The sequence below is a fragment of the Prosthecobacter sp. genome (assembly GCF_044226605.1).
GTDB lineage: Bacteria > Verrucomicrobiota > Verrucomicrobiia > Verrucomicrobiales > Verrucomicrobiaceae > Prosthecobacter.
On sequence record NZ_JBGAGS010000001.1, the window covers coordinates 149,275 to 175,699 of the forward strand.

General features: G+C 60.6%; 21 protein-coding genes. 15 read left to right on the forward strand and 6 right to left on the reverse strand.

Going from position 1 to position 26,425, the window contains the following annotated elements; genetic code table 11:
* Positions 1-14: 14 nt before the first annotated feature.
* From ACILSO_RS00550 to ACILSO_RS00585, 8 genes are all read left to right on the forward strand, one after another.
* A complete protein-coding gene (locus tag ACILSO_RS00550; protein WP_395735410.1) occupies positions 15-1,382 on the forward strand; it encodes a hypothetical protein in 1,368 nt (455 codons plus the stop codon).
* A 47-nt stretch (positions 1,383-1,429) separates the two neighbouring features.
* Positions 1,430-1,810 (forward strand): toxin-antitoxin system YwqK family antitoxin, encoded by a 381-nt coding sequence (locus ACILSO_RS00555; RefSeq protein WP_395735411.1) that lies wholly within the window; start codon positions 1,430-1,432, stop codon positions 1,808-1,810.
* A 37-nt stretch (positions 1,811-1,847) separates the two neighbouring features.
* On the forward strand, positions 1,848-2,552 hold the full coding sequence (locus ACILSO_RS00560; protein ID WP_395735412.1) for a TrkA C-terminal domain-containing protein: 705 nt from the start codon (positions 1,848-1,850) through the stop codon (positions 2,550-2,552).
* Positions 2,549-3,259, forward strand: a complete 711-nt coding sequence (locus tag ACILSO_RS00565; RefSeq protein WP_395735413.1) for an SDR family oxidoreductase — start codon at positions 2,549-2,551, stop codon at positions 3,257-3,259. The genes ACILSO_RS00560 and ACILSO_RS00565 overlap by 4 nt, the downstream gene beginning before the upstream one ends.
* A gap of 139 nt (positions 3,260-3,398) precedes the next feature.
* Positions 3,399-4,193, forward strand: a complete 795-nt coding sequence (locus ACILSO_RS00570) for a DUF1080 domain-containing protein (protein ID WP_395735414.1) — start codon at positions 3,399-3,401, stop codon at positions 4,191-4,193.
* A gap of 16 nt (positions 4,194-4,209) precedes the next feature.
* Positions 4,210-5,511 (forward strand): amidohydrolase, encoded by a 1,302-nt coding sequence (locus tag ACILSO_RS00575; RefSeq protein WP_395735415.1) that lies wholly within the window; start codon positions 4,210-4,212, stop codon positions 5,509-5,511.
* Positions 5,512-5,547: 36 nt separating this feature from the next.
* Complete coding sequence (locus ACILSO_RS00580) at positions 5,548-7,479, forward strand: MBL fold metallo-hydrolase (protein WP_395735416.1); 1,932 nt, start codon at positions 5,548-5,550, stop codon at positions 7,477-7,479.
* Positions 7,476-8,564 carry a serine hydrolase domain-containing protein gene (locus tag ACILSO_RS00585; RefSeq protein ID WP_395735417.1) on the forward strand — a complete coding sequence of 363 codons (1,089 nt, stop codon included), beginning with the start codon at positions 7,476-7,478 and terminating at the stop codon, positions 8,562-8,564. The genes ACILSO_RS00580 and ACILSO_RS00585 overlap by 4 nt, the downstream gene beginning before the upstream one ends.
* Here the strand turns inward: ACILSO_RS00585 and ACILSO_RS00590 are convergent.
* A complete protein-coding gene (locus tag ACILSO_RS00590; RefSeq protein WP_395735418.1) occupies positions 8,561-10,141 on the reverse strand; it encodes a LamG-like jellyroll fold domain-containing protein in 1,581 nt (526 codons plus the stop codon). The genes ACILSO_RS00585 and ACILSO_RS00590 overlap by 4 nt on opposite strands.
* Positions 10,134-10,697 (reverse strand): sigma-70 family RNA polymerase sigma factor, encoded by a 564-nt coding sequence (locus tag ACILSO_RS00595; RefSeq protein WP_395735419.1) that lies wholly within the window; start codon positions 10,695-10,697, stop codon positions 10,134-10,136. Before ACILSO_RS00595 ends, ACILSO_RS00590 begins: the two co-directional genes overlap by 8 nt.
* A gap of 124 nt (positions 10,698-10,821) precedes the next feature.
* On the opposite strand from ACILSO_RS00595, the gene ACILSO_RS00600 reads away from it, so the two are divergent.
* The 6 genes from ACILSO_RS00600 to ACILSO_RS00625 all read left to right on the forward strand — a co-directional run bounded on the left by ACILSO_RS00600 (position 10,822) and on the right by ACILSO_RS00625 (position 21,081).
* Positions 10,822-13,872: a PSD1 and planctomycete cytochrome C domain-containing protein gene (locus ACILSO_RS00600; RefSeq protein ID WP_395735420.1), complete on the forward strand. Its 3,051-nt coding sequence runs from the start codon at positions 10,822-10,824 to the stop codon at positions 13,870-13,872.
* A 3-nt stretch (positions 13,873-13,875) separates the two neighbouring features.
* Positions 13,876-15,294, forward strand: a complete 1,419-nt coding sequence (locus ACILSO_RS00605; protein ID WP_395735421.1) for a DUF1501 domain-containing protein — start codon at positions 13,876-13,878, stop codon at positions 15,292-15,294.
* A complete protein-coding gene (locus ACILSO_RS00610; protein WP_395735422.1) occupies positions 15,291-16,229 on the forward strand; it encodes a DUF6807 family protein in 939 nt (312 codons plus the stop codon). Before ACILSO_RS00605 ends, ACILSO_RS00610 begins: the two co-directional genes overlap by 4 nt.
* 110 nt (positions 16,230-16,339) lie before the next feature.
* On the forward strand, positions 16,340-18,883 hold the full coding sequence (locus ACILSO_RS00615) for a c-type cytochrome (protein ID WP_395735423.1): 2,544 nt from the start codon (positions 16,340-16,342) through the stop codon (positions 18,881-18,883).
* A gap of 4 nt (positions 18,884-18,887) precedes the next feature.
* Positions 18,888-20,294 carry a DUF1501 domain-containing protein gene (locus tag ACILSO_RS00620; RefSeq protein WP_395735424.1) on the forward strand — a complete coding sequence of 469 codons (1,407 nt, stop codon included), beginning with the start codon at positions 18,888-18,890 and terminating at the stop codon, positions 20,292-20,294.
* A 1-nt stretch (position 20,295) separates the two neighbouring features.
* Positions 20,296-21,081, forward strand: coding sequence for an alpha/beta hydrolase (locus ACILSO_RS00625; protein WP_395735425.1), 786 nt, complete (start codon positions 20,296-20,298; stop codon positions 21,079-21,081).
* Between the two features lie 158 nt (positions 21,082-21,239).
* Here ACILSO_RS00625 and ACILSO_RS00630 read toward each other — a convergent pair whose 3' ends face one another.
* Genes ACILSO_RS00630 through ACILSO_RS00640 form a run of 3 tightly spaced genes read right to left on the reverse strand, consistent with a single transcriptional unit; the run spans position 21,240 to position 24,456 of the window.
* On the reverse strand, positions 21,240-21,638 hold the full coding sequence (locus ACILSO_RS00630; RefSeq protein WP_395735426.1) for a polysaccharide biosynthesis/export family protein: 399 nt from the start codon (positions 21,636-21,638) through the stop codon (positions 21,240-21,242).
* A 51-nt stretch (positions 21,639-21,689) separates the two neighbouring features.
* Complete coding sequence (locus ACILSO_RS00635) at positions 21,690-23,465, reverse strand: hypothetical protein (protein ID WP_395735427.1); 1,776 nt, start codon at positions 23,463-23,465, stop codon at positions 21,690-21,692.
* 52 nt (positions 23,466-23,517) lie between these two features.
* Entirely contained in the window at positions 23,518-24,456 is a 939-nt protein-coding gene (locus ACILSO_RS00640) for a polymer-forming cytoskeletal protein (RefSeq protein ID WP_395735428.1), read from the reverse strand.
* 188 nt (positions 24,457-24,644) lie between these two features.
* Between ACILSO_RS00640 and ACILSO_RS00645 the strand changes: the two genes are divergently transcribed.
* Entirely contained in the window at positions 24,645-25,850 is a 1,206-nt protein-coding gene (locus ACILSO_RS00645; protein ID WP_395735429.1) for a homoserine O-acetyltransferase, read from the forward strand.
* A gap of 33 nt (positions 25,851-25,883) precedes the next feature.
* Here ACILSO_RS00645 and ACILSO_RS00650 read toward each other — a convergent pair whose 3' ends face one another.
* On the reverse strand, positions 25,884-26,405 hold the full coding sequence (locus ACILSO_RS00650) for a hypothetical protein (RefSeq protein ID WP_395735430.1): 522 nt from the start codon (positions 26,403-26,405) through the stop codon (positions 25,884-25,886).
* Positions 26,406-26,425: the final 20 nt, after the last annotated feature.

Below are 26,425 nucleotides of genomic sequence, written 5' to 3' on the forward strand. Positions count from 1 at the left end.
TCCCTCTTCCGGTCATGAAATCCTCTCTTCCATGTTCTTTGGCTCCACTCAGTTCGAACTTACGCTGGAGCTTCATTCTGCCTTCGTCATTGGTCATTCTGCTGTCCGCATGGCTGCCGCTTCAGGCAGAGGACGAATACGAAAATGCGCCCATCCGCTACTCCGAGACCGAGCCCAATGACGCGGCCCAGCGCCTGGAACGCATGATGGCGGCAGGCAAGGTGAAAATCGACCGCACAGACGCGTGGACGGTGCTGCGGGATGTGATGAAGCAGTTCGACATCCCGCAGGAGTCGCAGGTCATGGTCTTCTCCAAGACCAGCAAGCAGAATGACCGCATCAGCCCGCAGACACCACGCGTGGTTTATTTTGGCGACAATGCCTACGTGGGCTACTGCCTCGGTGGCAGCATTGAAGTGGCCACGGTGGACCCGAAGCTCGGGCCCATTTTTTATCTGCTGGATCCTCATGAAGAACCGTCCAAGCCCCTGCAGTTTCAGCGCGACAACAGCTGCCTGAGCTGCCACGGCGGGCCCTTCTCTCCGGGGGTGCCCGGCGTCATCGTGCGCTCGGTGTATCCAGGACCTGAGGGCCACCCCATCATGAGCCAGGGCAGCACCGTCGTGGATACCACCACCCCCTTCAGCGACCGCTGGGGCGGCTGGTACGTGACGGGCAGGCACGGCAGCATCCTTCATCGCGGGAATGTGACCGCTACTGAGAAGAACGACCAGACGATCGACATCAATTTCAAAGCGGGCGCGAACATTGCCAGCCTCGGCAAATTCTTCGACACCAGCCCCTACAAGCGCAAGCAGAGCGACATCGTGGCCCTCATGGTGCTGGAGCATCAGACCAGTGTGCAAAACATCCTGACCAAGGCGAACCACACCTCCCTGCGCGCGATGTACATGCAGACCAGCCTGCAGAAGGAGTTGGGAGAGCCGGTCACCACGGAGCCCACCGGCAGCGCGCGCCGGATCATTGACCATAGCGCCGAGGATGTGGTGGAGGCCCTGCTCTTCAAAGACGAGGCCGCCCTGCCCGAAGGCGGCATCGAAGGCGATCCCGCCTTCCAGACCGCCTTCACTAAAAACGCCCCGCAGAGCAGCGACGGCCGCAGCCTGAAGGATTTCCAGCTCCTGCACAGGCTCTTCAAATACCGCTGCAGCTACATGGTCTATTCCCTCACCTTCCAGCACCTCACCGCGCCGCTGAAGCAGACGGTGCTCAGCCGCCTGTGGACCATCTTGGACGGCAAGGACACCACCGGCCACTTCACCTACCTCTCTGAGAAAGAACGCGGCCACATCCGCCGCATTTTAGCGGAGACGCTGCCAGGGGCACCGGCGGCGTGGAAGAAGGCGCTGGCGGTGAAGTGAGTCGTGCTGCTGGTTGAAAACGCGCGCGCCTTCTCCACCCTGCACGCATGAAACAGCTCCTCACCTTCCTGCTCTGCGCCTTCTGTCTCACGTCCTGCGGAGAAAAACAGCCTGCCGTGGTCGATTTCGCCGACAAAAATGTCGAAATGCTCAACGAAGGCAAAGAAGCCACTTACAAAGGCAAACCCTACACCGGCACCATCCTCAGCAAGCATTCCAACGGCAAGGACAAGGGCAAATACCCCTACGTGGACGGCAAGATGCACGGCGTCATGTTGGAATGGTATGAAAACGGCCAGAAGTCCGCTGAAACCAATTTCGACCGCGGCCAGCGCCACGGACTCAACCGCTACTGGGACCTCAAGGGGAGGCAGACCAAAGAACAAATCTACGATCACGATAAATCCGTGAGCGAGAAACATCTCTAGATCGGTCCTGCCGGTTTAGCCTCTCTCACTTCCCTTCATGGCCGCACCTGTCATCGCGCTGCTCGTCATTGCACTGGTCTCACTCCTCGTGGTGAGGGTAGGCGCAACGGCCCTCATGATGACCGGCATAAGCTGGGACACGGCCAGCTTTCAGGCCTACTCAGCGTTTTTCGGCGTGGGCTTCACCACCAAGGAGGCGGAGCTGGTCGTGAACCATCCGGTGCGCCGCCGTATCATCCGCGATCTCATTCTCGCTGGAAACGTGGGCCTTACTTCCGCGCTTGCCACTCTCATTGTTACCCTCCTGCAGAGCGGCTCCGGTGGCGATACCATGCTCATGCTTCTCTGGCTCGTCGGCGGGCTGGTGCTCATGCTCTTCGTCTCCCGCCTCGCCTGGTTTCAAAAGATGCTCGACCACATCATCCAGCGCACACTGGAACGCACTGGAATGGTGCGCGCTCTGGACTATGAACTGCTGCTGCGCATTCAGCACGGCTATGTGGTATCAGAGATCGAGGTTCTGCCCCGAACTTTTCTAGCCGAACGCACACTGCGAGAGTCACGCCCATGGGACCGAGGCGTTGTAATCCTTTCCATCAAGCGCGACGGCCACACTCAGTCCGGCATCCCTGCCCGGGATGATCTGATCAAGGCCGGTGACGTTCTGACCGCGTACGGCAAGGAGAACGACCTCCTGGCCATGACCCAGCCCTTCGAAAAAACCACCCACTTAGAATCATGAATCTCACCCACCAAGTCTGCGCCATCACGGGTGGCGCAAAAGGTATCGGCCTCGCCACAGCTCAAGCCCTTCTCGCACGTGGCGCGCGTGTGGCTTTGCTGGACCTGGAAAATGTTGCGCTCGATCACCCGAATGCGCTTTCCGTTCGCTGCGATGTGTCCCGCGCTGCGGAAGTCCAGGCCGCCGTCGATCAAATCACCGAGCGTCTTGGTCCCGTCTCCGTCTGGGTGAACAATGCCGGACTCGCGCGCCATCGCTGGATTCAAGATTACACGGAAAGCGAGATCGACCTGATGCTGGACGTGAACCTGAAAGGCACCATCCTCGGCTCCCAGGCGGCGCTGAAGGCCATGGTACCACACAAGCGGGGCCACATCATCAACGTCATCTCCACCGCCAGCCTGCGTGGCATCCCGAGCGAGACGGTCTATTGCGCCGCGAAGTGGGGCGTGCGGGGATTCACCCAGGGTCTGGCCGAGGAGGCCGCGCCACACCGCATCCGCGTGACCGCCATCCTGCCCGGCGGCGTGGACACCGCCTTCTGGGACGATGCCTCCCAGCGCCAGGCGCCGAAGCAGCTTTTCCTCAAGCCGGAGCACATCGCCGACGGCATCGTACGCTGCATCGAGATGGATGACTTCTGCGTGCCGCGGGAGCTGGTGCTGCGTTCGCTGGATGACAGCGATTTCTCGGTAAAGCCGGCGTAATCGCAAACAGAGCGATCCACCGGACATTTTTTCTCTCCCGACCCGTATTTGATGGTGAGATTTGTGCCCGCAGCCGCAGGCCGCTGGTTCCCGACTGGCTCGTGGGCACCTCCCTATTCTGCACCTTGAGCACCCAACCATGAGACACCCGTTTTTCCTGCTCACCTCCCGACGTGACTTTTGCAAGGCGGCTTCTCTTGGCATCCTCTACAGCGTGTGCGCTCCAAGCACGGTTCTTCACAGTGAAGCAGCCGTGGGCTTGGACACCGGGGTCGGCGACCGGCCACCGCCGGGGTTCATCCCCCTCTTTGACGGCAAGACTTGGGCCAACTGGCAGCACGAGGCACACTTGGAAGGTGTGTGGGAAATCGCCGACGGCGTAATCCGCCTGCGTACGGATGAACCGCCACGCATACGCGGCAAAGACTACAATCTCTCCACCCTCAAAAAATACAAAAACTTCACGCTGATGCTGGACTGGCGGCTCACTGGGAAGCCTGTAGTGAAGCCTCATCAGTGGCTCATGGATGATGGCCAGTTTCACACGGATGCAGCCGGCAAGGTGATCATGAAAGACAATCTCACCTGGGGAGACAGCGGGGTCTACCTGCGTGGCATGCGTGCGGCTCAGGTCAACATCTGGTGCCAGCCCTGTGGAAGCGGCGAGGTAGGCACCAAATTCAAGGACACCACCGCCAGCAAGGAGGAGCGCATGAAGACCATGCCCAGCGCCCGCGCCGACAAGGGGCCGGGCGAATGGAACCGGTTCGTCATCACGCTGCGTGGAGACCGTGTGGATGTGAGCCTTAATGGCAGGGATGTCATCCAAGGAGCGCAGGTGAAGGACATTCCCGCGGAAGGGCCGATCACTTTGCAAAACCACAAGGATGCCGTGGAGTTCAGGCGCATCTTTATCAAAGAGCTCGGCCAGTGAGCCCCCTATTCAAACCATGAAGCCGTTCGTTTTCCTATTCCTCGTCTCCAGCTTGAATGCTGCGGAACCGCTCGATACTTTTATCGAGAAGGAACGACCCTCGTTGATCCAGCTTTATGAGCACCTTCATGCGCATCCCGAGCTCTCTCTTCATGAGGAGAAAACGAGTGTTCGCATGGCGGAGGAGATCCGAAAAGTGGGCTTTGAAGTGACGGAGAAAGTCGGGGGATTTGGCGTGGTGGGCGTGCTGAAAAACGGACCGGGAAAAACGGTGCTCGTGCGCACCGATCTGGACGGTCTGCCCGTAAGGGAAATCGGCTCCGTGCCCTATGTGAGCAAAACGACCACCAAGGATGACGCGGGCAATGATGTCTCCGTCATGCATGCCTGCGGGCACGACATGCACATGACCTGCTGGCTCGGCGCGGCACGGGCGCTCGCGGCCTCGAAAGATCAATGGCAGGGCACGCTCGTCTTCATTGCTCAGCCAGCGGAGGAGCGCGGCCTGGGTGCGCTGGCAATGGTCGGGGACGGCTTGTATCAGCGCTTCCCCAAGCCTGATGTCTGCCTGGCATTGCATTGCGATTCAAGTCTCGCGGTGGGGACTTTCGGATTCACCAGCGGCCCGGCCACGGCGAGCACCGATACCGTGGAGATCATGGTCAAAGGCATTGGCGGTCATGGCGCCATGCCAAATCTGACCAAGGATCCGATTGTGCTTGCCTCGCAGATCGTGCTGGCGCTGCAAACGATCGACAGCCGGGAACTGCATCCGGTGGAGCCGGTCGTGATCACGGTTGGCAAGTTCATCGGCGGCACCAAGAGCAACATCATCCCCGACAAGGTGGAACTCGGTCTCACCGTCCGCACCACCAGCACCGAGACACGCACACAGGTGCTGGAGGCCATCAAACGCATCTGCCGCGGCCTTGGCATCGCTGCTGGACTGCCGGAAAACCTGCTGCCGGAAATCGCCATCACCGGACCTGGAACGCCCTCCGTTTACAATGACCCCGCCCTCACCGCACGCGTGACTCAGGTCTGGGCGGAGGCCTTTGGCAAAACCAGTGTGATCGAGCGCAAGCCGACGATGGCCGGCGAGGATTTCTCCCGCTACACGATGACGCCCGACAAGATTCCCGTCTTCCTCGCCTGGCTCGGCACCGTGGCACCTGAAAAAATGGAACGGGCGAAAGCGAGCGGTGAAATCCTGCCCAGCCTGCACTCGCCGTTCTATCGCCCGGAGCCCGCGCCCTCGATCACCTTTGGCGTCAAAGCCATGACGCTCGCGGTTCTCTATGAGCTCAATCACAAATAACGGAAGCGAATCACTCATTCGCTCCATTGATGTTCTATGATCCGTCTCCTCGCCGCCTTCTTCGTCATCCACAGCTTCGCGCTCGCCGGATTCCAACAGCCAGCGCCTGATGTGTTTGTCTGGCAGGATACCTGTAATGTGTATGTCCTGAAGCAAAACGACAGCGCCCTGCTCATCAACCTGGGCGATGGCAGCGTGCTGGAGCACCTCTCCGAGATTGGGGTGAAACGGGTCGAATGGGTACTCTTCACGGATCACCATCGCGAGCTCTGCCAGGGGGTGCTGAAGCTGGACCGGATAGCGACGCTGACCGCCGCTTCCGGTGATGAACGCGCTTTCTTTGAGACGCCGAACGAGTTCCGAAAATGGAATCCGCGCCTCGGCGACAAATTCACTGTCCACGGTGCCAGCTACATCCGGCCCCCGGCACAGCCGGTAAGGATCGACCGGGTGCTCACGGATGGCGACACCCTCACCTGGAATGGCCTTTCTCTCGCCTGCATCAGCACTCCAGGGCATTCGCCGGGGGGAATGAGTTTCGTGCTGAGGCGTAATGACCGCACGCTGATCTTCAGCGGCGGGGTCATGCATGACGGGGCAAAGATGACCAACTGGTTTGACACGGAATGGGACTATGGCTTTGCGAAGGGGCTTGATGCTCTGACTGCAACGGTGGACAAGCTGATCGAACTGAAGCCGGACACCGCCTTTTCCACGCAGGGGCCGGTTATTGCGAATGCCACCGCGCAGCTTCAAGTCTACAAGGAACGGCTTGCCCGCTTCCGGCCCGACTATGTCCGCGGCTATCCGGTGGAATCCTTTGGCAAACGCCCGCAGCACCCGGCGGTGAAAACCACCCAGGCTCACTACATCGTGCAGGTAAGCCCGCACCTGTACATGTTTGGCCCGGAGATGGCGGGAAAAAACTTTGCCATCATCATCGCCGACAGCGGCCACGCCCTGCTGCTGGACTGCGGCCTGTTCCCAAAGCTCGTGCTCGAACGCATCATCAGCGACATGAAAGAGTTTCTGGGGCTCAAGCAGATCGATGCCTGCTGGATCTCCCATTCCCACGGCGACCACTTCACCCTCTTCCCCGCACTGAAGGACCACGGCGTGAAGTTTTGGACGATGGACAGCATCGCCGACAAATGTGAAAACCCGCGCTATTATGACTACCCCGCGATGATCGGCGCTTATAACGCGGGCTTTGAACAGGCGAAGATCGACCGCATTCTCAAAGCGGGCGATGTGATCGACTGGGAGGGCTACAAGCTGCACATCGACTGGATGCCGGGGCAGACGGAGTTTGGCAACGCGCTGTGGCTGGAGCTTGATGGAAAGAAGATCGTCTTCACTGGCGACAACCTTTTTGGCGACCCCGCCGATCCTGCGCAGAACGGCCATGAGTGCGTCAATGCCCGCAACAGCGCCATCATTGACGAGGGATACCTCGTCGCGGCCAAATACCTGCAAAAGCTCCAGCCGGACATCATCATGGGCGCGCACGGCGTGCTCATGACGGAGCCCAAAGCCTTCATCGAACGCTACCATGACTGGGCTCTGCGCATCATCCGCGAATACAAAGAACTGCTGCCCGATGCGGACTATGAATACCTCTATGATCCCTATTGGGTCAGCGCTTATCCCTATCGTGTGGATTTCCAGCAGCAGTCCACACAGGAGGTCAGCATCACGGTGCGCAATTTCAGGGACTCCGGGCAGAAGCACCGCGTGGAACTTCGGCTCCCGCCCGGCGTCCATGCGGAGCCAGCGGTGCTCGAAGGCAGCGTGCCCCCGAAATCCCGCCAAAGCTTCAAGGTGAAACTCAGCGCGGATGCCGCCCAGGTGCCCGCGGGCGTGCAGGTGGTGCCGATGGACATCACCCTCGATGGCAGGCACTACGGCCAGCTCTTTGATTTCATCCTCCAGGCCAGAGAAACTGAAAAGAAGGACGCCAAGCCATGAACCGCCGCTCTGCCCTAACCCTGATGGCCACCCTTGCGGCGACGAAAACCCGCAGCACTCCTCCTGACCGCATGCAAGCCGCCGCCCAGATCATCCAGAAACAGATTGATGCCGGAATGCTCGAATCTGCCGTGCTGCATGTGCGGCGGGGCCAGGACACCTTTCAGCAGGCCTTTGGCAAAGCAGCCAATGCAGACGCCATCTTCCTGCTCGCCTCCATCACGAAGACAATGACTGCCGCGGGCGTGATGGTGCTGGCAGATCGTGGTGAGCTGCGAATCACTGACCCCGTGATGAAATTCATCCCGGAGTTTCATGAAGGAGACCGCAAGCGCGTCACCATCGAACACCTGCTTGCCCATACTTCAGGACTGCCGGACCAACTGGAGAACAACACCGAATTGCGCGCGCGTCACGCGCCGCTGGCCGAATTTGTGCAGGGCGCAATCCGCACGCCGCTGCTGTTTGCGCCGGGGACGAAGTATCACTATCAAAGCATGGGCATCCTGCTGGCGGCGGAAATTGTTGAACGCATCACCAAGACGTCCCTGCCGGATTTTCTCGCCGGGGAAGTCTTCGCTCCGTGGCACATGAGCCGCAGCGCCTTGGGTCTGGGTAAGTTTAAGCTGACGGACACTGTGCGCTGTCAGTCGGAACATGCGGCACCCGAATCCGGCGCGGGCGATCCGAAGGCCGCCTCGTGGGATTGGAACAGCCCCTACTGGCGCAATCTTGCGGCGCCCTGGGGCGGTGCACACGGGTCCGCCGCTGATGTGGCGCGCTTCCTCGATTCCTTTCTGCATCCGACCGGAACCGTGCTGCGTGCGGAAACCGTGCGCCTGATGCTGAGTAGCCACACCCAGGGGCTGGAAGCTCGCCGAGGCCTCGGTTTTGCTCTGGGCCCGAATGGCTTTGGCAAAGGCTGCTCTGAGCAAAGCTTCGGCCACAGCGGCTCCACCGGCACGCTCGCCTGGGCCGATCCGGCCACCGACACGACCTGCGTCATCCTCACCTCCCTGCCCTCGCGCATCTCAGGCAACACGATTTTGCACCCCGTCTCGGACGTCGTTTCAACCATCCGCTAGCGTGCGGCGTGCGCGTGAATTTCCTCCGCACTGAGCAGGTGATCATACACGGCCATCTCGGCCATGCGCCCAACGAACGGGCGGGAGTCACGCTTCCCAGCGGCCTCAAAAAGACGGCCAAAGCGCAGCACGCAGGCGGTGGTTTTTTCGTCTCCTTGTAATGAGGTTTCCCCCACCCGCCTGCCGTCCAGATACATTTCCAGCGCGTCCCCGCGGCGCTGACAGACGAGGTGCTGCCAGCGGTACGGCGTGTACAGCGGCGCGCTGTACACATTCATGCCATCCCGGCTGCCGGGAGGCCAGCGGAAGAGAAAACGCACCCGCGCCGGGCGCAGAGCATTGCGCGCATCCCGCCTTGTCAGCTGCAGCAGGGAGAGTGTGTCATGCTCGTCATCCAGCGCGTGCATCACCGCCAGCGCGCTGTTGTGAAAGCCACCGCTGGCAAACCACAGTTCAACTGCAAACTCCGCCGGAGGTGTCCATTCTCCCTCGGCCCGAAGAAACTGCGGCTCGTCCCCTTCCGCAAAGGCCAGGCTGCCGTCAGGCTGCGGAACCACAGCGCCGTGAATATGCAGTGCTTTGGCGCCGTGAGCCGCATCGGCGATGCTGCCGCTGGCTGCGGACTGACCCCGCCAGTAGTGCAGCGGCTTGGACTTGAAAATGCGCTGAGAATAATCCGCACTCAGCTCCAGCGCGGGGATGCGAAGGTCCGGAGCCGCCAGGATCTCACGCGGCTCGATGCCGCGGAACGTGTCCGCCTGCGGGTCCAGTTCCGAGGACTGCTGCGCATTCAGCAACCGCGTGCGGCGGGGGCTGCCATCGGGCGAAAGCAGCGCCAGCTCGGCCTGTCCTTGATATACCACCACCTGCGCCTTGCCGTCTCCTTCCACATTCACGCCAAACTCGGTGCCCAGATCCACCACAGCACCGCCTGGAGTTTCGATGGTGAACCCTTCCGCGCCCTCATTCACCAGCGTGCGCACATTGCCACGGCGGCATGCGATACGCTCCGGTCCGAGCAGCGTGATGTCTGCCGGACCTTCAATGTGCACGCTGACTCCGCTCAAAAAGGCCAGCGTGAGTTTGCCGCTGTCCAATCGCAGATCCCCCGAGCCGACAAGTCCGCCCATCTGCGGTGCATTCCTCTGCGCCGCGCTCCACTTCACCCCGTCCACACGCACCGCCACTGCAAGGTTTTCACGGTTTGGGCTGGCGGGTTGTGACGGATTCATCAACAGCAGAACCGCGAACACAGCCGCCAGACCAGCAGCCATCGCAGCCACAGGCCTCCACCATGAAGCCACAAACGGGCGTGGCTGTTTGCGGATGGCTTCACGGATGCGCTCCTCCGAGAAATCATTCTGCGGATTCTTTATGCCCAGTTCATCCTGCAGCGCCAGCCAGCGCGGCTCTGGCGACTGCACGGCATGCAGCATCGCAAAGGTGCGCAGCTCGGTCACAAAGTCGCTCCGGAACTCTGGATCGGTGCGCAAGCGCAGCAGCAGGGCCTCGCGCCGTGCTTCCGGCATCTCTTCGCCAAACCAGGCCGCGATGATCTCATGCAAATCTTCAGACATCCTGCACCTCCTTCATTACGCATTCCCGCAGAAGCTGGTTGGCGCGGTAGTGCAGTTGATAAACAGCCCCGGTGGAGGTTTGCAGCGCCTCGGCCAGTGCGGACACTTTGATGCCGTCCAGGCCCGCATGCACCACGCGCCGCAGCTTGTCCGGCAGCTTCGCAATGCAGCGCAGCAGCGCCGCAATGTGCTCATGCCGGTCGCCAGCGCTCGCTGCATCCAATTCTTCGCCCATGATTTCCACCACCTCGGCGCGAAAGCGGTCCAGCGCACCTGTCCGCCTTTGAGAACTGCGAAAATACATCAGCACCTTGTTGCGCGCGATGCCGCGCAGCCACGCACCCAGATCATCGCCACGGCGAAATGTGTGCAAGGTGCGGTAGGCCGCGATGAACGTTTCCTGCGCCAGGTCATCGACATCGCCGGTGTTGAAGACCTGCGCGCCGATGTAGCTGCGCAGCATGAGCCCATGCGCCTGCACCACCTGCATGAAGGCGGCTGAGTCACCTCGCGCCACGGCATCGAGCACGGCGTCCAGTTGTGAAGGGTCTGTCATTCATGTGAATTTGCCGCAGCCAGGAAAATCTCACACAAAAACATTTTTTGTGAGATCAGCCGCCAGACGGCAAATCAGGTGTCAATATCGCGTTCTGTGGGCGCGTATTCTTTTCCGACTGCTTATGACCAAACCAACCTGTTTCCTTCTGCTTGCCGCGCTGGGGCTGAACGCCGCCGAGCCGCCGGTGCCTGCCAAGATTGAGTACAATCGTGATGTGCAGCCGATCCTCTCGGACAACTGCTTTTACTGCCATGGCAATGACCCCAAGCACCGGGAGGCGGATCTCCGGCTGGACATTCGTGAGGAGGCAGTAAAGGCGGAGGCCTTCATTCCCGGCAAAGCGGCCAAAAGCGAGCTCGTGTCGCGCATCCTCACCGCGGATGAGGACGACCTCATGCCGCCACCGGATTCGCACAAGAAGCTCACTCAGCGGCAGAAGGAAATTTTGAAAAGGTGGATCGACCAGGGGGCGGCCTATCAGCAGCATTGGTCCTATGAAAAACCGGTGAAGGCCGCCATCCCCGCAGGCAAAAACGGCGTGGATGTTCTGGTGCAGCAGCGCCTTGCTCAGATCGGCCTCAAGCCCTCGCCCCAGGCGGATGCGCGCAGTTTGATCCGCCGGCTTTACCTGGACCTCCTCGGCATGCCTCCCAAGCCGGAAGAGGTAACTGCCTTTGAAAAGGACCCCTCCCCCGCGGCCTATGCGAAGATCGTGGACAGTCTGCTCAAAAACCCGCACTACGGCGAGCGCATGGCCATCGGCTGGCTGGATGTGGTTCGGTTTGCGGACACCATCGGCTACCACAGCGACAACCCGCACAACGTGTGGCCCTACCGCGACTACGTCATCCAGTCCTTCAACAGCAACAAGCGCTTTGACCGCTTCACGCTGGAGCAGATTGCGGGCGATCTCCTGCCGGATGCAAACCAGGAGTCCAAAGTCGGCTCCGCCTTCAACCGCCTCCTTCTCACCACCGAGGAAGGCGGCGCACAGGCCAAGGACTACGAGCAACGTATGCTCACCGACCGCGTGCGCGCCGTGGGCAATGCCTGGATGGGCCAGACCACCGGCTGCTGCCAATGCCACGACCACAAGTTTGACCCGTGGACCATGCGCGACTTCTACTCCCTGGGCGCCTTCTTTGCCGACATCAAGGAACCCATCCTCGGCCGTCGCGAGCCCGGCATGATGGTTCTCGACCCGGCAGGAGAGAAGAAGCAGGCGGACATCGCGCAACGCCTGGCCGCTCTGCAGGCTGAATTCGCCAAACCGCGTCCCGATCTCGCACCTGCGCAGGAAGCATGGGAAAAGCTGGCGCTGGAAGCCGTGAACTCAAGCGGCCTGTGGCAGCCTGTGAAGCAGATCGCCGCTGCATCAGCAAAGAAAAACGTCGCGCTCAAAGCCGACAAGGATGGCATCGTGCGCGGCGTCATCGATGCCAAGCGCAACGAACGGAAGCAGAACGACGGCACCGAGACCTACACGCTCACGACCAAGCTTCCCGCAGGCACCACCAGTATCCGCATTGATGCGCTCAAGGAAAAACTGCCCGGCATCGGCCTCGCCTCCAACGGCAATTTTGTGCTTAGCGAAGTCTCTCTCACCAGCGGTGACAAAAAGCAGCAAGCCAAAATCGCGGTTTCACATGCCAGCGCCACGTATGAGCAAAAGAGCTTCCCCGCCGCGGCCGCCATCGATGGCATTACCGACCAAAAGAACAACGGCTGGGGCGTACTGGGTGGCATGAAGGCGGATCAGTCCCTCTATCTTGAACTGGCCGAACCCCTCGCCGAAGCCCAGACCCATGTGATGCTTACCCTCACCTTTGGCTGGGGAGAGAATCACGAAATGGCAAATCTCCGTGTCAGCACCACGAGCGCACCGAAACCCATCCGCGCGCCCGGCACCGGGCTTCCCGCCGCCGAAATTGCAGCCATTCTCAAATCCGCACCCGAAAAGCGTGGCCCCGCACAGAAGCAGCAGCTTACCGCCGCCTACAAGCAGATCGCCCCGGAACTCAGCGAGCTCCGCTCCAAGATCGCCACCGTGGAAAAAGAGAAGGCGGATTTTGAAAACGGCGCGCCCAAGTGCATCGTCTCTGTCAGTGACGCCAACAAGCGTACCGTGCGCATTCTGCCACGTGGCAACTGGATGGACGAAAGCGGCGAGGTCGTGAAAGCCGCCCTCCCCGGCTACCTGCCCAAGCCCAAAATCGAAGGCCGTGACCTCACCCGTCTCGATCTGGCGCAGTGGCTTGTCTCCAAGGACAACCCGCTCACCGCCCGCACGGTGATGAACCGCCTGTGGAAGCAGTTTTTCGGCACCGGCTTGAGCAAGGTGCTCGACGACCTCGGCGCGCAGGGCGAGCCTCCGGTGAATCCCGCGCTGCTCGACTGGCTGGCCTGTGAGTTCATGGACAGCGGCTGGGACACGCAGCACATGATTCGCGTCATTGTGGACAGCGATACCTACAAGCAGGTCTCCACCTCCACCAAAGAGCTCACCGCCGCCGATCCTTACAACCGCGAATGCGCCCGGCAGAGCCCCTTCCGACTGGATGCCGAACTCGTGCGTGACAATGCGCTCGCCATTTCCGGCCTGCTCGTTCCGAAAATCGGCGGTCCCAGCGTCAAGCCCTACCAGCCCGCCAAGTACTGGGAAAACCTGAACTTCCCCACGCGCGAATGGCAGAACGACAGCGGCGAAGGATTGTACCGCCGAGGGCTCTACACCTGGTGGCAGCGCACCTTCACCCACCCTTCCCTCCTCGCCTTCGACGCCCCCAGCCGTGAGGAATGCGTGGCCGAGCGAAACCGCTCCAACATCCCGCAGCAGGCGCTCGTTCTCCTCAATGACCCCACCTATGTCGAAGCCGCCCGCGTCTTTGCCGCACGCATCCTCACGGAATGCAGCGGCGATGCCGCCCAGCGCATCACCTGGGCCGTGCAGCAGGCATTGCAGCGCAAACCGAGCGCGGAAGAACTCAAAACACTCTCGGCCTTGCACGCGCAGCAGCTGGCCGATTACCAGAAGGATGCCACCTCTGCTGAAGCCCTGCTCAAAACAGGAGCGTCTGTGGTTCCCGCAAACCTCAACAAGAGCGAACTTGCCGCGTGGACACACGTCGCACGTGTGCTGCTGAACCTGCATGAAACCATCACTCGCAGCTGATCCATGAATGCGATCTCTCCTCAAACCCGCCGCGCTTTCCTCGGCCGCACCACTCAAGGACTCGGCAGCGTGGCGCTGGCCTCACTCCTGCAGCCAAAGCTGCTGAACGCGGCCTCCAGCGGTGTGCTCGGCTCTTTGCCGCTGCCTCAAAAGGCAAAACGCGTCATCTGGCTCACTATGGCAGGCGGGCCGTCGCAGCTGGAGCTTTTCGATTACAAGCCGCAGCTCGCGCAGATGGATGGCAAGCCCATGCCCGAATCTTTCACCAAAGGGCAGCAGCTCGCGCAGCTCCAGGGTCAGAAGCTCGTGTGCAAAGGCCCCATGTTCCGCTTTCAGAAGTATGGTGAATGCCAGACGGAGATGTCAGAACTCCTGCCCCACATCGGCAGCGTGGCGGATGACATCTGCCTTGTGCGTTCGATGACGACGGACGCGATCAATCACGACCCCGCTCACATGTTCATGAATACCGGCGCGCAGATTGCCGGCCGCCCTAGCATGGGATCTTGGGTCACCTACGGTCTCGGCAGCGAGGCCGAAGACCTTCCTGGCTTCGTCGTCATGATGTCCACAGGCAAAGGCCGCAATCCCCAGCCCATCGCCGCCCGCCAGTGGAGCAGCGGATTTCTGCCTTCCAAATTTCAAGGCGTCCAGCTCCGTTCCCTGGGAGATCCGGTTCTCTATCTGACCAGCCCCAATGGCGTCACGCGAGATCGTCAGGGGCGCGACTTTGCCGCCATCAACGGCCTCAACAAACAGCACGCCGCCATTTGTGATGACCCTGAAATCGCCACCCGCATCGCGCAGTATGAAATGGCTTTCCAGATGCAGGCCAGCGTGCCGGAGCTGATGGACCTCCGCGGCGAGGGAGCCAAGACGCTGGAACTCTACGGCTGCCAGCCCGGTGATGGCTCCTTTGCCTCCAACTGCCTCCTCGCCCGCCGCCTCGCCGAGCGCGGCACGCGTTTCATCCAGCTCTACCATCGGGACTGGGATCACCATAGCCTGCTGAAGGAGGAGCTTCCGCTCCGTGCCAAAGAAGTGGACCAGGCCTGCGCCGCATTGATCAAGGACCTCAAGCAGCGTGGCATGTTTGACGACACGCTCATCGTCTTCAGCGGCGAGTTTGGCCGCACGCCCATGGCGCAGGGAAACAAAGGCCCCGTCGGTCGCGACCACCACAACAAGGCCATGTCCATGTGGCTCGCCGGCGCGGGCATCCAGCGTGGCGTCACCTATGGCAGCACTGATGACCTCGGCTACGCCGCCCAGGAAAACATCACCAACGTGCACGACCTCCACGCCACCATGCTCCACCAGCTCGGCATCCGGCACGACGCCTTCAGCTTCAAGTTTCAGGGACTGGACGCCCGCCTCTCCGGCGTTGAAGGTGCCAAGGTCATCAAGAAAATCCTCGCATGAAACCCACCGCCCTCTTCCTCCTTGCCCTCTCTCTCAAGGCCGCCGCCTTCGACATCACGGTCGTTGAAAAAGATCACGTCGATGTTTCCGCCGATGGCAAGGTCGTGGCCCGGTTGATGACCGCCAATGACCTGAGTACGCCCGACAAGCACCACGAGACGTACAAGCCTTACCTCCACGTCTTTGATCCCAGCGGAGCCACCCGCCTCACCAAAGGGCACGGCTCCAATTTCACCCACCACCGCGGCATCTTCCTCGGCTTCAGCAAGATCAGCTATGGCGGCAAATCCTACGACCGCTGGCATATGAAGGGCGGGGACCAGGTCGTCACCCAAGTGACGCCAGGAGATTCCAGCTTCACGGCCGCCATCGACTGGCAGGGAGACACCAAGGATGCCTTCCTCACGGAAGAGCGACGCTTCACCTTCACCACACCTCCGAAGCCGTTTTATCTCGGCATCGACATGACAAGCGCCATCAAGCCCGTGAGCGGTGAGGCTGAAATGGGAGGCGACCCCGAACACGCAGGCGCGCAGTTCCGCCCCTCTGAGAAGGTGGACACCAAAACAACGACCTACATTTTCCCCGGTGAGAACATCGACGCCCACAAGGTCAAAGACCTACCCTGGGCCACTGAGGTCTTCACGGTCGAGGGCAAGACCTTTACCGTCCTGATTCTGAACCACCCCGAGAACCCGAAGGACACCGCCACCTCCGCCTACCGCGACTATGGCCGCTTTGGCATGTTCCCGAAGGGCAGGGCCAGCGCGAAGGCTCCCTTCAAGCTGCACTACCAATGGCTTGTGGCCGAAGGAGATGTGCGTGACGCGGCGGCCTTCCAGCAGGCCTGGAATACGTTTACCGGAAAGAACGATCCTGTTCCCGCTCTGACCATCAAGGGCTCCGAGCAGCCGAAGCCAAAAAAGGAAAAGTGAGGCGCTCAGAGCGACTCCAGAAATATCAAAATTGGTCATTGAGCGACTAGGATTCGCCCGGAATTTGGGTTGGTTTCCCCTGCCCCGCTCACATTCAAAAAATGCCCCTCATGCCTTCCCCCAGGTTCCCCGCTCTGCTACGCTCGTCGCTGGTCGTCCTCGCCTTGTCCCTGCTGCCTTCCGCGCATGCCGTTAATCAAAAAAATGCCGGCCCGGAAAAGGTCGAGTTGAAGTTCAAGCTGCCGCCTCCAGCCCCGCTGTCCTGGGAGGAGGAGATGAAGACCTTCAAACTCGAAAAAGGATTCCGCATCGAACTCGTCGCCAGCGAGCCGATGATCGAATCTCCGGTGGCCATGAGCTTTGACGATCAGGGCCGCCTCTACGTGGTCGAAATGCGCGGCTACATGCACGACCTCGCAGGAGGTGGCGAAACCGAGCCCACCGGTCGCGTTTCGCTGCTCGAAGACACCGACGGCGATGGCCGCATGGACAAGACCACACCGTTTCTGGACAACCTTGTCATGCCCCGCGCTGTGATGGCGGTGAACGGCGGGGCCTTGATCGCCGTGCCTCCGAATTTGTTTTTCTGCAAAGACACCGATGGTGACGGCAAGGCGGATGTGAAGGACGTCGTCGCCACCGATTATGGCACGCTCGGCGGCCAGCCTGAGCACATGGCCAATACTCCGGTCTGGGCCATGGACAATGCCATCTGGAGCGCCGGATACTCCACACGCTTCAAGCTGCGCGGCGGCGTGTGGCAGAAGGACAGCGGCCTGGGCCGCGGCCAGTGGGGCCTCTGCCAGGACGACTACGGCCGGCTTTATTTCAACTATAACTCCGACATGCTCCGTGCCGACCTCCTGCCCACGGAAGCCTTCACACGCAATCCGCTTCTGCGCAATGCCTCCAGCGTCAACGCCAAGGTGGCGGCGGATCAGACGCTCTATCCTTCCCACCCCACCCCGGGTGTGAACCGCGGCTACGATCCTAAATCCCTCCGCGCAGACGGCACGCTGAGCAAGCCGACCGGCACCTGCGGCGCGCTGATCTATCGCGGCGATGCCTTCCCTGCGGCCTACCGTGGCAATGCCTTCATCCCCGAGCCCTGCGCCAATCTGGTGAAGCGCTTCACCATGAGCGAGAAGGGTGGCATCGTGACAGCAACGAACACAGCCAAGACCACCGAGTTCCTCACCTCCACCGACGAACGCTTCCGCCCGGTCAATGCAGCCGACGGCCCGGATGGCGCCCTCTATCTTGTGGACATGTACCGCGGCATCATCCAGCACCAGAGCTTTCTCACGCACTACCTCATCGCGAACATCAAGGACCGCAAACTGGAGACCCCGTTCAACCAGGGCCGCATCTGGCGCATCGTGCCAGACACCAAAGAGCGCCCGCAGCCGGTGAAGGTGAGCAAGGATGTGAAACTTCTCAGCCACGCCAGCGGCTGGGTGCGAGACACTGCCCAGCGTCTGATCGTGGAGTCCGGCGACGCCTCCACCGTTCCCGCGCTGAAGGAGCTTCTCACCACCGGCACGCCCCTCTCCCGTTTGCACGCGCTGTGGGCCCTGGATGGCCTCGCCTCCATCACGCCAGATGTGCTGCGCAGCGTCCTTGCTGACAAAGATGCCCAGGTGCGTGCGGCAGCCGTGCGCATTGCCGGACGCGATCTCGCACCGGACCTCATCGCTCTGACCTCGGAAAAAGACGCGCTCGTGCTCGCACACCTCGCCATCAAGCTGACTTCTTTCAATCTGCCAGATGCTGATGCTGCTGTGGCCAGGCTGCTCGCCAGCCATGGCAAAATCGCTCTCGTGCGCGAAGGTGCACTCACCGGCCTGCGTGGCAGGGAGGCGGCCTTTGCCAAGCTGCTGGCCGGACAGCTTAACAAAGACAATGGCACGCAGATCATGCCGGTCATGGAAGCACTTGGCGCACTGCTCGCCTCGGCAAACAAGGCAGGGCCGTTTGAAGACATGCTCGAACTCGCTGCCGCACAGCCGAAGGGTGGAGCACTGCAGGTCGCCACCATCAAAGGACTCGCCACCACGGGCGCTGATCCCAAATCCAAAACACCCGTTAAACTGCTCTGGCTGGAGGCCGAACCCACCTCGTTCAAGACACTCAAAGCCGCCATGACGGACAAGACCAGCGCCAAGCTGTTCACCAGCGTGGAAGCACGCCTTGCCTGGCCCGGCAAACCAGGCGCACCGCCCCCGCCGAAAATCGTTCCATTGAATGAGGCGCAGACCGCTCTGTTTGAAAAAGGCAAAACCATCTACGCCACTCTCTGCGCCGCATGCCATCAACCGCACGGCTTTGGGCTTGACGGGCTCGCCCCGCCACTGGTGGACAGCGAGTGGGTGCTTGGCAAGCCGGACATCACCGCCCGCATCGTCATGCAGGGCCTTGCCGGCCCTGTGAAGGTTGGCGGCCGTAACTTCAACCTCGCCATGCCTCCGCTGCCCCAGCTTTCCGATGAAGACATCGCCGGTGTGCTCACCTACATCCGGCGTGAATGGGAGCACACCGCCTCCCCGGTGGATACCAAGACCGTCTCCACCATCCGCGAACAAAGCAAAAGCCACATGACCATGTGGACCGAGCAAGAGCTGAAAAATTTGGGCAAAAAGCCCAGTACCAAGTAATACCATGCATTCTCCATCACCGCTCCATCGTCGCGCTTTTCTTGGCAGGACATCCCAGGGCCTGGGAGCGGTGGCCCTGGCCTCTCTGATGCGTCCCTCATACGCCGCGCCTGTACGGGGTGTGCTGGGTTCCCTGCCCCTGCCGCAGAAGGCCAGGCGAGTGATCTGGCTGACCATGGCTGGCGGGCCATCACACCTGGAGACGTTTGATCCCAAGCCGAAGCTGGCCGAAATGGACGGCAAGCCCATGCCGGAGTCCTTCACCAAAGGGCAGCAGCTCGCACAGCTCCAGGGCAAGCCGCTGAACTGCTTCGGCCCGCAGCATCCCTTTGCCAAGTTTGGGAAAAATCAGATCGAAATCTGCTCTCTCTTTCCGCAGATCGGCAGCGTCATCGATGACATCTGCCTGATCCGCTCCATGACCACGGACGCCATCAATCACGACCCGGCGCACATGTTCATGAACACCGGCTCGCAGATTGCCGGCCGCCCCAGCATGGGCTCATGGATCACCTACGGTCTCGGCACCGATGCCTCGGACCTGCCCGGCTTTGTGGTTCTCACTTCCCTCGGCAAAGGCGGCCAGAACCAGCCCATCGCCGCGCGGCAGTGGAGCAGCGGCTTCCTCCCCTCCAAATTTCAGGGCGTGCAGCTTCGTGCCCAGGGAGATCCGGTTTTATATCTTACCAATCCGGGTGGCATCTCGCGCGATCAGCAGGGCCGCGATGTGGCTGCGATCAATTCGCTCAACAAGCAGCGCGGCAGCCTCGTGGACGATCCCGAAATCGCCACCCGTATTGCTCAGTATGAGATGGCCTTTCAAATGCAGGCCAGCGTTCCCGATCTGATGGACGTGAGCAAGGAAGGCGCAAAGGCCCTGGAACTCTACGGCTGCACCCCGGGAGATGGCTCCTTTGCGTCCAACTGCCTTCTCGCACGCCGTCTCGCCGAGCGCGGCACCCGCTTCATCCAGCTCTACCACAAGGACTGGGATCACCATGGCGGCGTGAAGGACGGTGTTGCGCTCAAAGCGCAGGAAATCGACCGCGCCTGCATGGCGCTCATCACCGACCTCAAACAGCGCGGCATGCTCGAAGAGACCCTCATTGTCTGGGCGGGCGAGTTTGGTCGCACACCCATGTCCCAGGGCGGCAGCGGACGCGATCACCACAACAAGGCTATGTCCGTCTGGCTGGCGGGTGCCGGCATCCAGGGCGGCATGGTCCATGGGGCCACGGATGATCTGGGATATGCCGCCATCGACAAAATCACCACCGTCCACGATCTGCATGCCACCATGCTGCACCAGCTTGGCATCAATCATGACGCGTTTAGTTTCAAGTTCCAGGGACTGGATGCCCGCCTCAGCGGCGTGGAAGGCGCGAAGGTGATCAAAGACATCCTCGCGTGAAATGAGTTTCCGCACGTTTGAATCCGCCGCCGTAGGCGATGGCGTTTATCATGTCACGGTGAAGTCCGCGGCGCTTTGCCATCGTGCCGACCTCAGCCTCTATGTGCCGCCCGATACGACGGCGGAAAAACTGCCGCTGGTCATTCTGCTGCACGGTGTTTACGGCAGCCATTGGGCATGGCTGTACAAGGGCGGAGCGCGGGAGGTTATGGACCGTTTGATCCGAGAAGAAGGCCTGCCGCCAATGATGCTGGCGATGCCATCCGATGGCCTGTGGGGCGATGGCTCCGGGTATGTGCAGCATCGCAACGCTGATTTCGCCCGGTGGATCGTGGAAGAGGTGCCCGAAGCGGCGGCGGAGATCGATTCCCGCTGCAAAGACGCGCCACGTTTCATCGGCGGCCTGTCCATGGGCGGCTATGGAGCTCTGCGGCTGGGCTTGCTGAATCCGCAAAAATTTGCCGCCATCAGCGCCCACAGCAGCATCACGGATGCGCCGGCGCAGATGCAGGGCTTTGTGGAGGAGGCGCTGGCGAAATACGATCTGACGGACACAAATCCATTGGCCGTCCTCGATTGCGCAAAGCAGGCGTCCCAGGTCCCGCACCTGCGTTTTGACTGCGGCTCTGAAGACATCCTCATCGAATACAACCGCAAGCTGCACCGCGATCTGGAGGCAGCGGGCATTCCGCATGTGTATGAGGAGTTTCCCGGCGGACATACCTGGGACTACTGGCATGAGCATCTGGCGGATTCGCTTCGGTTTTTCAGAACGTGCCTGGATTGACTCAGGTCATTATTCAAATGCCGAAAGCAAGTCCCGACCATAAGCGATGATCACATCGCCTGCCTTGATCGTCGCATCGTCTTCGTCCGAATCCGTTTTGCGCCGCAAGATGAACAATGAAGCGGGGCAGGATCATCAGGTTGAGTTTGAAAGCAGGATTAGAACGAGACCTTTCTCTCTTCAACGATGATGACATCACCAGGCCAAATGGTTATGTCCGGCATGGACCTCCTGCTGTGATATTTTTCATCCAAGTTGACGAATATGCGCTGCATTGAACCACCGGTGCCTCTGCGAAGAATCACCCGGCGCTTGTTGGCAAATTGAGCAAAGCCGCCTGCTTGTTGAATCGCTTGAGAGACCTTGGTCTCTTTCGAGCCGTCCGCGTAGTATTTGCCCGGCCTGACGACCACGCCCGTCACCATGAACGCCCTCTCGTCCTGCAGCCGCTCGATCATCCTCGCTGTAACTTTGGCTTCATGCTCGTCATAGGGAGAGCAGCTCGTGAGGGCAAAGCAGAGTACGGCAAATAACAGGATGTTCGCACGCTTGTTCATAGGTGCGGGCATAGACCCACCAATGCGCACTCTTGTTCAATGCCCACCCCTCTATTTCTTAATTGTCCTCGCCTTGTCCGTGTAAAAGACCATCGGCAGGCTGAGATGCTCTTTGTCTCCCACGGCCTGTCCGACAAGAGGAATGGGGTTTTTAAATGGAAATTCGGGGCTTGGCGAAAAATCGCGGTCAAACGCTAGCATGGGACCACGGATGATGAGGTCACGCCATTCCGAATAGGGGCCGGTATAAAGGTCCGTGATGTGCTCGACCTTGGCGGAAACGGGGGTCATGACAAAACCCGCGAGCCTGGCACCACGCTCTTCGGCCTTTGTTTTCATCTGTTCATAATCACCGCGCTGGGTGCATAGGTTTACGCAGGGGATGTCGCCATACCAGGCGACAAAGGCGGGCGAGTCGGAAAAGACGAACTCGTCTTTTTCCGTCAGCTGGTGCAGGACGGAGACTCGGTCCGGCATGTACGGCGGCCAGTGTGGCGGGATCTTGCCGCGCATGGTAAGGCCAAATTTGATCACCACAGGCAGATTCACCGCCATGGGCAGAGCTGTAATGACGAGTGCCGCCAGCGGTGCCCCCCAACGCGCCATAAATTCGCCGGACACCTGAAAACGAGACCACAACACCACCAGCATGGCGGCTCCAAAGGTGGCCATCGCGGGCATGAGCACGATGTACAGCGCGTTGTCATCCTTCACCTTGTCCGCCAGCCCTATAAGCCCCATGCCCACGGTCACAGAGATGAAGATGAGCACCAGCGTCCAGCGCGCGGAGGCCGCATCTCCTTTGCGGAAACGGTGCATGGGCGCGAGGAAGAAGAACAGCCCCGGCACGACATATCCCAGATGAGCCACCAGCATGCCCAGCTGATCCTGCCAGCCAAGTCCCACACGACGCACCAGATCGTCCACCTGCAGCAGCGGCACGGTCGGAGTGAAATCCCGCAGCAATAGGTCATGGGCCACGGCTGAGGATTGCGCCTGAAACAAAGCTTTGATGCCGCCGAGTGGATCTCCACAAAGCTGAGTATTCCACCAGCCCCAGGCTGCGAGCGTAAGCAACGGTAGCAAGGCTACCACCACGGCCCCCAGCCTGCCTTTTGGCATGAAGACCGCTGTCCCGATGACGATGCCCAGCACGATCCAAAAAGACAGCCAGTGGGTGAGCACCATCAGCGAACACACGCCGCCCAGCAATATCAGCGGCTGCAGCACTCCGCGGTTTTCCACCGCACGGTTCGCTGCAGACGCGTACAGACGAAAGGCCAGGGCGAAAAGCAGCACCAGCAGGCCGCGCGCCGCGCCGCTGACCATGAGCTCCCATGCCGGTTCACACACCAGCATCGCCACCGCCGAAATACTGGCCACCTGCTCATCAAACAAGCGCCGCGCCGCGCCATGGGTAAAATAAATGGCCAGCAGATACCACGTCACTCCAAAACAGGCGATCACACGGTCCATGATGAAGACAGCCCCGTTGGTGGCTGGATCATAAACCAACCATGGCTTCATGAAGCGAAACGCGGCAGACCATAGCAACGGCTGCAATGGGGGCTGCACCGTCTCCGGCATGGCGAGCGGCGTGGGCTTCTTCTGTGCCGCCTCCATCTGCGCCCAGGCATAAGGTTCGATGACATGCGTTTGAAAAGATCCCGTCCTCGAAATCTGCCGTGCGAGCTGCGCCTGGTTCATCCCTTCGGCACTGCTAAGTCCGCGAAACGTCACGAACACATGCAGCAGGGCCATGACGATGGCGGCGGCGTAAAACACCAGTCGAAGCAGAGCGCCGGGGCCGGAGGAATGGGAAGACATGGCCGTTACATGCCACAGCCGGGCCATGCGTGCCAAGAACGAACTACACCCCTCACTGATGCGGCTCAAAAACCACCCACGCGCACTGGCGCTGCCCGTCCACGCCAGCACAGCGCCAGTGCCAGCGCACCGCAGGCTTGGCAAACGAACCCAGATCTCCCTCCAAAATCCGGAACTGCCCCAGAAGCTCGCCGCCGTCACGCACCACCAGTGAGCGCGCAGCCACCTTGCCGGACAAAGTGCCCCCTTTTTCCAATGTCACCGGGCCTTCACACACAAAATCCCCTGAAGCATGCCCGGAAACCGTGATCGAGCGTGCCCGCACCTCCTGCAAAAAGGTCACTTCACAGCCGCTGGCTATTTCGAGCCGGTCACAGACGACGACATCGGCGATGAGACCGTCCGCATCGATGGTGCGTGAGGCCAATGCCAGAGACTCCTGCTCAACGCGCTGCAGTTTTTTCATGCAGACCGGGCAGGTGGGCATGGAAAAGTCTCCGGCGGTGGTGACGACAAAGAGGAAGTCACTTTTGTCCCCAGGCAGAGCACGCACTGCGCCATCCAGCGCCACCGCATCCACCGCTTCGATGCGCAACTCCTGAGCCGTTCGCAGAGCCGCCGGACTGAACCCCGCCGGGGCGATCAAAATCCCGCGGGTATTGCGCGCGGTGCTCACCTCCTGCGCAAACTTCTGCACAGTCTCAGGCGTGGCACCCCATTCGTTCCATGCGGCGATCTTCACCATCGCCCGCCGTGCTTTCGGAGACCTGGGCTCTTCGATCATGCCAAAATGCACCGCGCCATCCGGCATGATTTTGGAACCGGCCAGTTCGCAGCCTGCCGTCGAAGCGATCGCCCGCGCCAGTTCGGACAGGCGCGCCCAGTCCAGCCCCGCGATCAACTCAGGCGACCAGCCGGCCAGCCGGTCCACGCCGCCACTCCCCCGCAGGGAGAAGCCTGCTTCTTCGAGAGTGACAAAGGGATCGAGCATGGCAGAGGGCCGGAGGCAGGAATTTAATGCACAAGTTTATCGGCAATGAACTCAGGTACCAAAGCACAATCACGCAAAGCACCAACGATATTGATCGGGTCTTCCTGCCAGTAGCCTGGGAAACATCTCTGCCTCCGGCGAGCAATCTGCCTTGCCGCAACTCCAAATCCCTGTTTCTTCCGCGCCTCATGTCGAAGGCCGTCAAAACTGTAGAAACCAAATTTTTCCAAACCGGAAGCGCAAAAGAACCGTTCACTTTCGCCTGCGGGGCCCAGCTGCCTGAAATCACGGTCGCCTACGAAACCTATGGCAAGCTGAACGCTGACAAATCCAACGCCATCCTGCTGTTCCACGCACTCTCCGGCAGTCAGCACGCGGCGGGCATCACCCGGGAAGTCCCGGGCACGGATGCACGCTGGACGGAAGACATCCACAACGGCTGGTGGGATCTCTTCATCGGTCCGGACAAGGCGCTCGATACCAAGCGCTACTTCATCATCTGCGCCAACTACCTCGGCGGCTGCTACGGCAGCAGCGGCCCGGCTTCGATCAACCCCGCCACCGGCGAACCCTACGGCAGCTCCTTTCCCGAAGTGCGCACGAGCGATGTGGTCAATTCGCAGCTGGCCCTGCTCGACAGCCTCGGCATCAAGCAGCTTCATGCCGTCATCGGGGCTTCAGTTGGAGGCCTGCTTGCGATTAATCTTGCCACCCTGCATCCCGAGCGCACCCGGCTCGTCGTCCCCATTGCCAGCGGCTGCCGCACCACGGTGCTCACGCGCCTGACGCTGTTTGAGCAGGTGCTCGCGATCGAGAACGACCCGCACTTCAAGGGCGGCGACTACTACGAAGGCACTGCGCCCACGTACGGCCTCGCGCTGGCACGCATGATCAGCCACAAAACCTTTGTTCACCTCGATGCCATCGAGCGCCGCGCGCGGCAGGATGTGAAGTCTGGCGGTGCCTCGCTCTCGTGGTACCGTGTGCAGCACAATGTGGAAAGCTACATGCTGCATCAGGGTAAAAAATTCGTGAAGCGCTTCGATGCCAACACCTACCTGCGCATCGCCGACATGTGGCTGCGCTATGATCCTCTCGGAGATGCCGGCGTTGACACCTATGAGGCCTTGTTTGCGCGCAGTGCGGCCGCCGGCCAGCACTACCTGATTTTTAGCATCGACAGTGATTTCTGCTTTTACCCCGAGGAGCAGGCCGAACTCGTGAGCCACCTGGAAAAAGCCGAGGTTTCCAACATGCACATCACAGTCCATTCCGACAAAGGCCACGACTCCTTCCTGCTGGAGCCGCAGCTTTATACGCCACACCTTTCCTTCACTCTGGACGGCCGCTGGAACAAGGGCTCGGTGGACCGGCCGGTGCCGGAAGTGGAGTGAGCATGCCCGCGCTGGGCGCGGTCCCGATGCGGGTCAATCGTCCTGCGATCTTGCCCGCGCCGCATGCTCGTTGTCCAACCTTTCATCCAGCAGGGACAGTTCACGATTTCGGTTTACACCCAGGAGGCGGTCAAGCTCCTGCGCCGCCAGGGTATCCTCGACTTGACCTGAGATTCTCATATCTTTGCCGCTGCCGGGCCGGTCTTCTGCTTTGAGATAGGTCACAAACGCAGCCCCTTTTTGAAGCTCCCTTTCTTTGATGATCTCCAGCGCTTTGTTCACTGCGGCATCGCTCATCTTCCACCTGGCAAACAGCTCCCGGTATTTTGGCTCGCGAATTTGGAAGGCTGCCTCATCAATCTCCCGCTGAAATTCAACGGAAGCCATTCTCGCCAAGGACGCGTTGACCTGCCTGCGTTTTTCTCTCTCAGACTCATCGAGTTCAAAAGCCCTGGCAACAGTCTTCACAGCTGCATGCTGCACAACGAACGCCTTGCCGCTCTGCGCCGGCTGCTGGCCCGGCTGCCAAAGGTAGAAGGAGGCTGCCGCAGCCATGGGAATGAGCACAAGCAGAT

Excerpts from the sequence above, each read along its gene's own strand:
- ACILSO_RS00550 (WP_395735410.1), top strand. The coding sequence starts at position 15 with ATGAAATCCTCTCTTCCATGTTCTTTGGCTCCACTCAGTTCGAACTTA.
- ACILSO_RS00555 (WP_395735411.1), top strand. The coding sequence starts at position 1,430 with ATGAAACAGCTCCTCACCTTCCTGCTCTGCGCCTTCTGTCTCACGTCC.
- ACILSO_RS00560 (WP_395735412.1), top strand. The coding sequence starts at position 1,848 with ATGGCCGCACCTGTCATCGCGCTGCTCGTCATTGCACTGGTCTCACTC.
- ACILSO_RS00565 (WP_395735413.1), top strand. The coding sequence starts at position 2,549 with ATGAATCTCACCCACCAAGTCTGCGCCATCACGGGTGGCGCAAAAGGT.
- ACILSO_RS00570 (WP_395735414.1), top strand. The coding sequence starts at position 3,399 with ATGAGACACCCGTTTTTCCTGCTCACCTCCCGACGTGACTTTTGCAAG.
- ACILSO_RS00575 (WP_395735415.1), top strand. The coding sequence starts at position 4,210 with ATGAAGCCGTTCGTTTTCCTATTCCTCGTCTCCAGCTTGAATGCTGCG.
- ACILSO_RS00580 (WP_395735416.1), top strand. The coding sequence starts at position 5,548 with ATGATCCGTCTCCTCGCCGCCTTCTTCGTCATCCACAGCTTCGCGCTC.
- ACILSO_RS00585 (WP_395735417.1), top strand. The coding sequence starts at position 7,476 with ATGAACCGCCGCTCTGCCCTAACCCTGATGGCCACCCTTGCGGCGACG.
- ACILSO_RS00590 (WP_395735418.1), bottom strand. The coding sequence starts at position 10,141 with ATGTCTGAAGATTTGCATGAGATCATCGCGGCCTGGTTTGGCGAAGAG.
- ACILSO_RS00595 (WP_395735419.1), bottom strand. The coding sequence starts at position 10,697 with ATGACAGACCCTTCACAACTGGACGCCGTGCTCGATGCCGTGGCGCGA.
- ACILSO_RS00600 (WP_395735420.1), top strand. The coding sequence starts at position 10,822 with ATGACCAAACCAACCTGTTTCCTTCTGCTTGCCGCGCTGGGGCTGAAC.
- ACILSO_RS00605 (WP_395735421.1), top strand. The coding sequence starts at position 13,876 with ATGAATGCGATCTCTCCTCAAACCCGCCGCGCTTTCCTCGGCCGCACC.
- ACILSO_RS00610 (WP_395735422.1), top strand. The coding sequence starts at position 15,291 with ATGAAACCCACCGCCCTCTTCCTCCTTGCCCTCTCTCTCAAGGCCGCC.
- ACILSO_RS00615 (WP_395735423.1), top strand. The coding sequence starts at position 16,340 with ATGCCTTCCCCCAGGTTCCCCGCTCTGCTACGCTCGTCGCTGGTCGTC.
- ACILSO_RS00620 (WP_395735424.1), top strand. The coding sequence starts at position 18,888 with ATGCATTCTCCATCACCGCTCCATCGTCGCGCTTTTCTTGGCAGGACA.
- ACILSO_RS00625 (WP_395735425.1), top strand. The coding sequence starts at position 20,296 with ATGAGTTTCCGCACGTTTGAATCCGCCGCCGTAGGCGATGGCGTTTAT.
- ACILSO_RS00630 (WP_395735426.1), bottom strand. The coding sequence starts at position 21,638 with ATGAACAAGCGTGCGAACATCCTGTTATTTGCCGTACTCTGCTTTGCC.
- ACILSO_RS00635 (WP_395735427.1), bottom strand. The coding sequence starts at position 23,465 with ATGTCTTCCCATTCCTCCGGCCCCGGCGCTCTGCTTCGACTGGTGTTT.
- ACILSO_RS00640 (WP_395735428.1), bottom strand. The coding sequence starts at position 24,456 with ATGCTCGATCCCTTTGTCACTCTCGAAGAAGCAGGCTTCTCCCTGCGG.
- ACILSO_RS00645 (WP_395735429.1), top strand. The coding sequence starts at position 24,645 with ATGTCGAAGGCCGTCAAAACTGTAGAAACCAAATTTTTCCAAACCGGA.
- ACILSO_RS00650 (WP_395735430.1), bottom strand. The coding sequence starts at position 26,405 with ATGGCTGCGGCAGCCTCCTTCTACCTTTGGCAGCCGGGCCAGCAGCCG.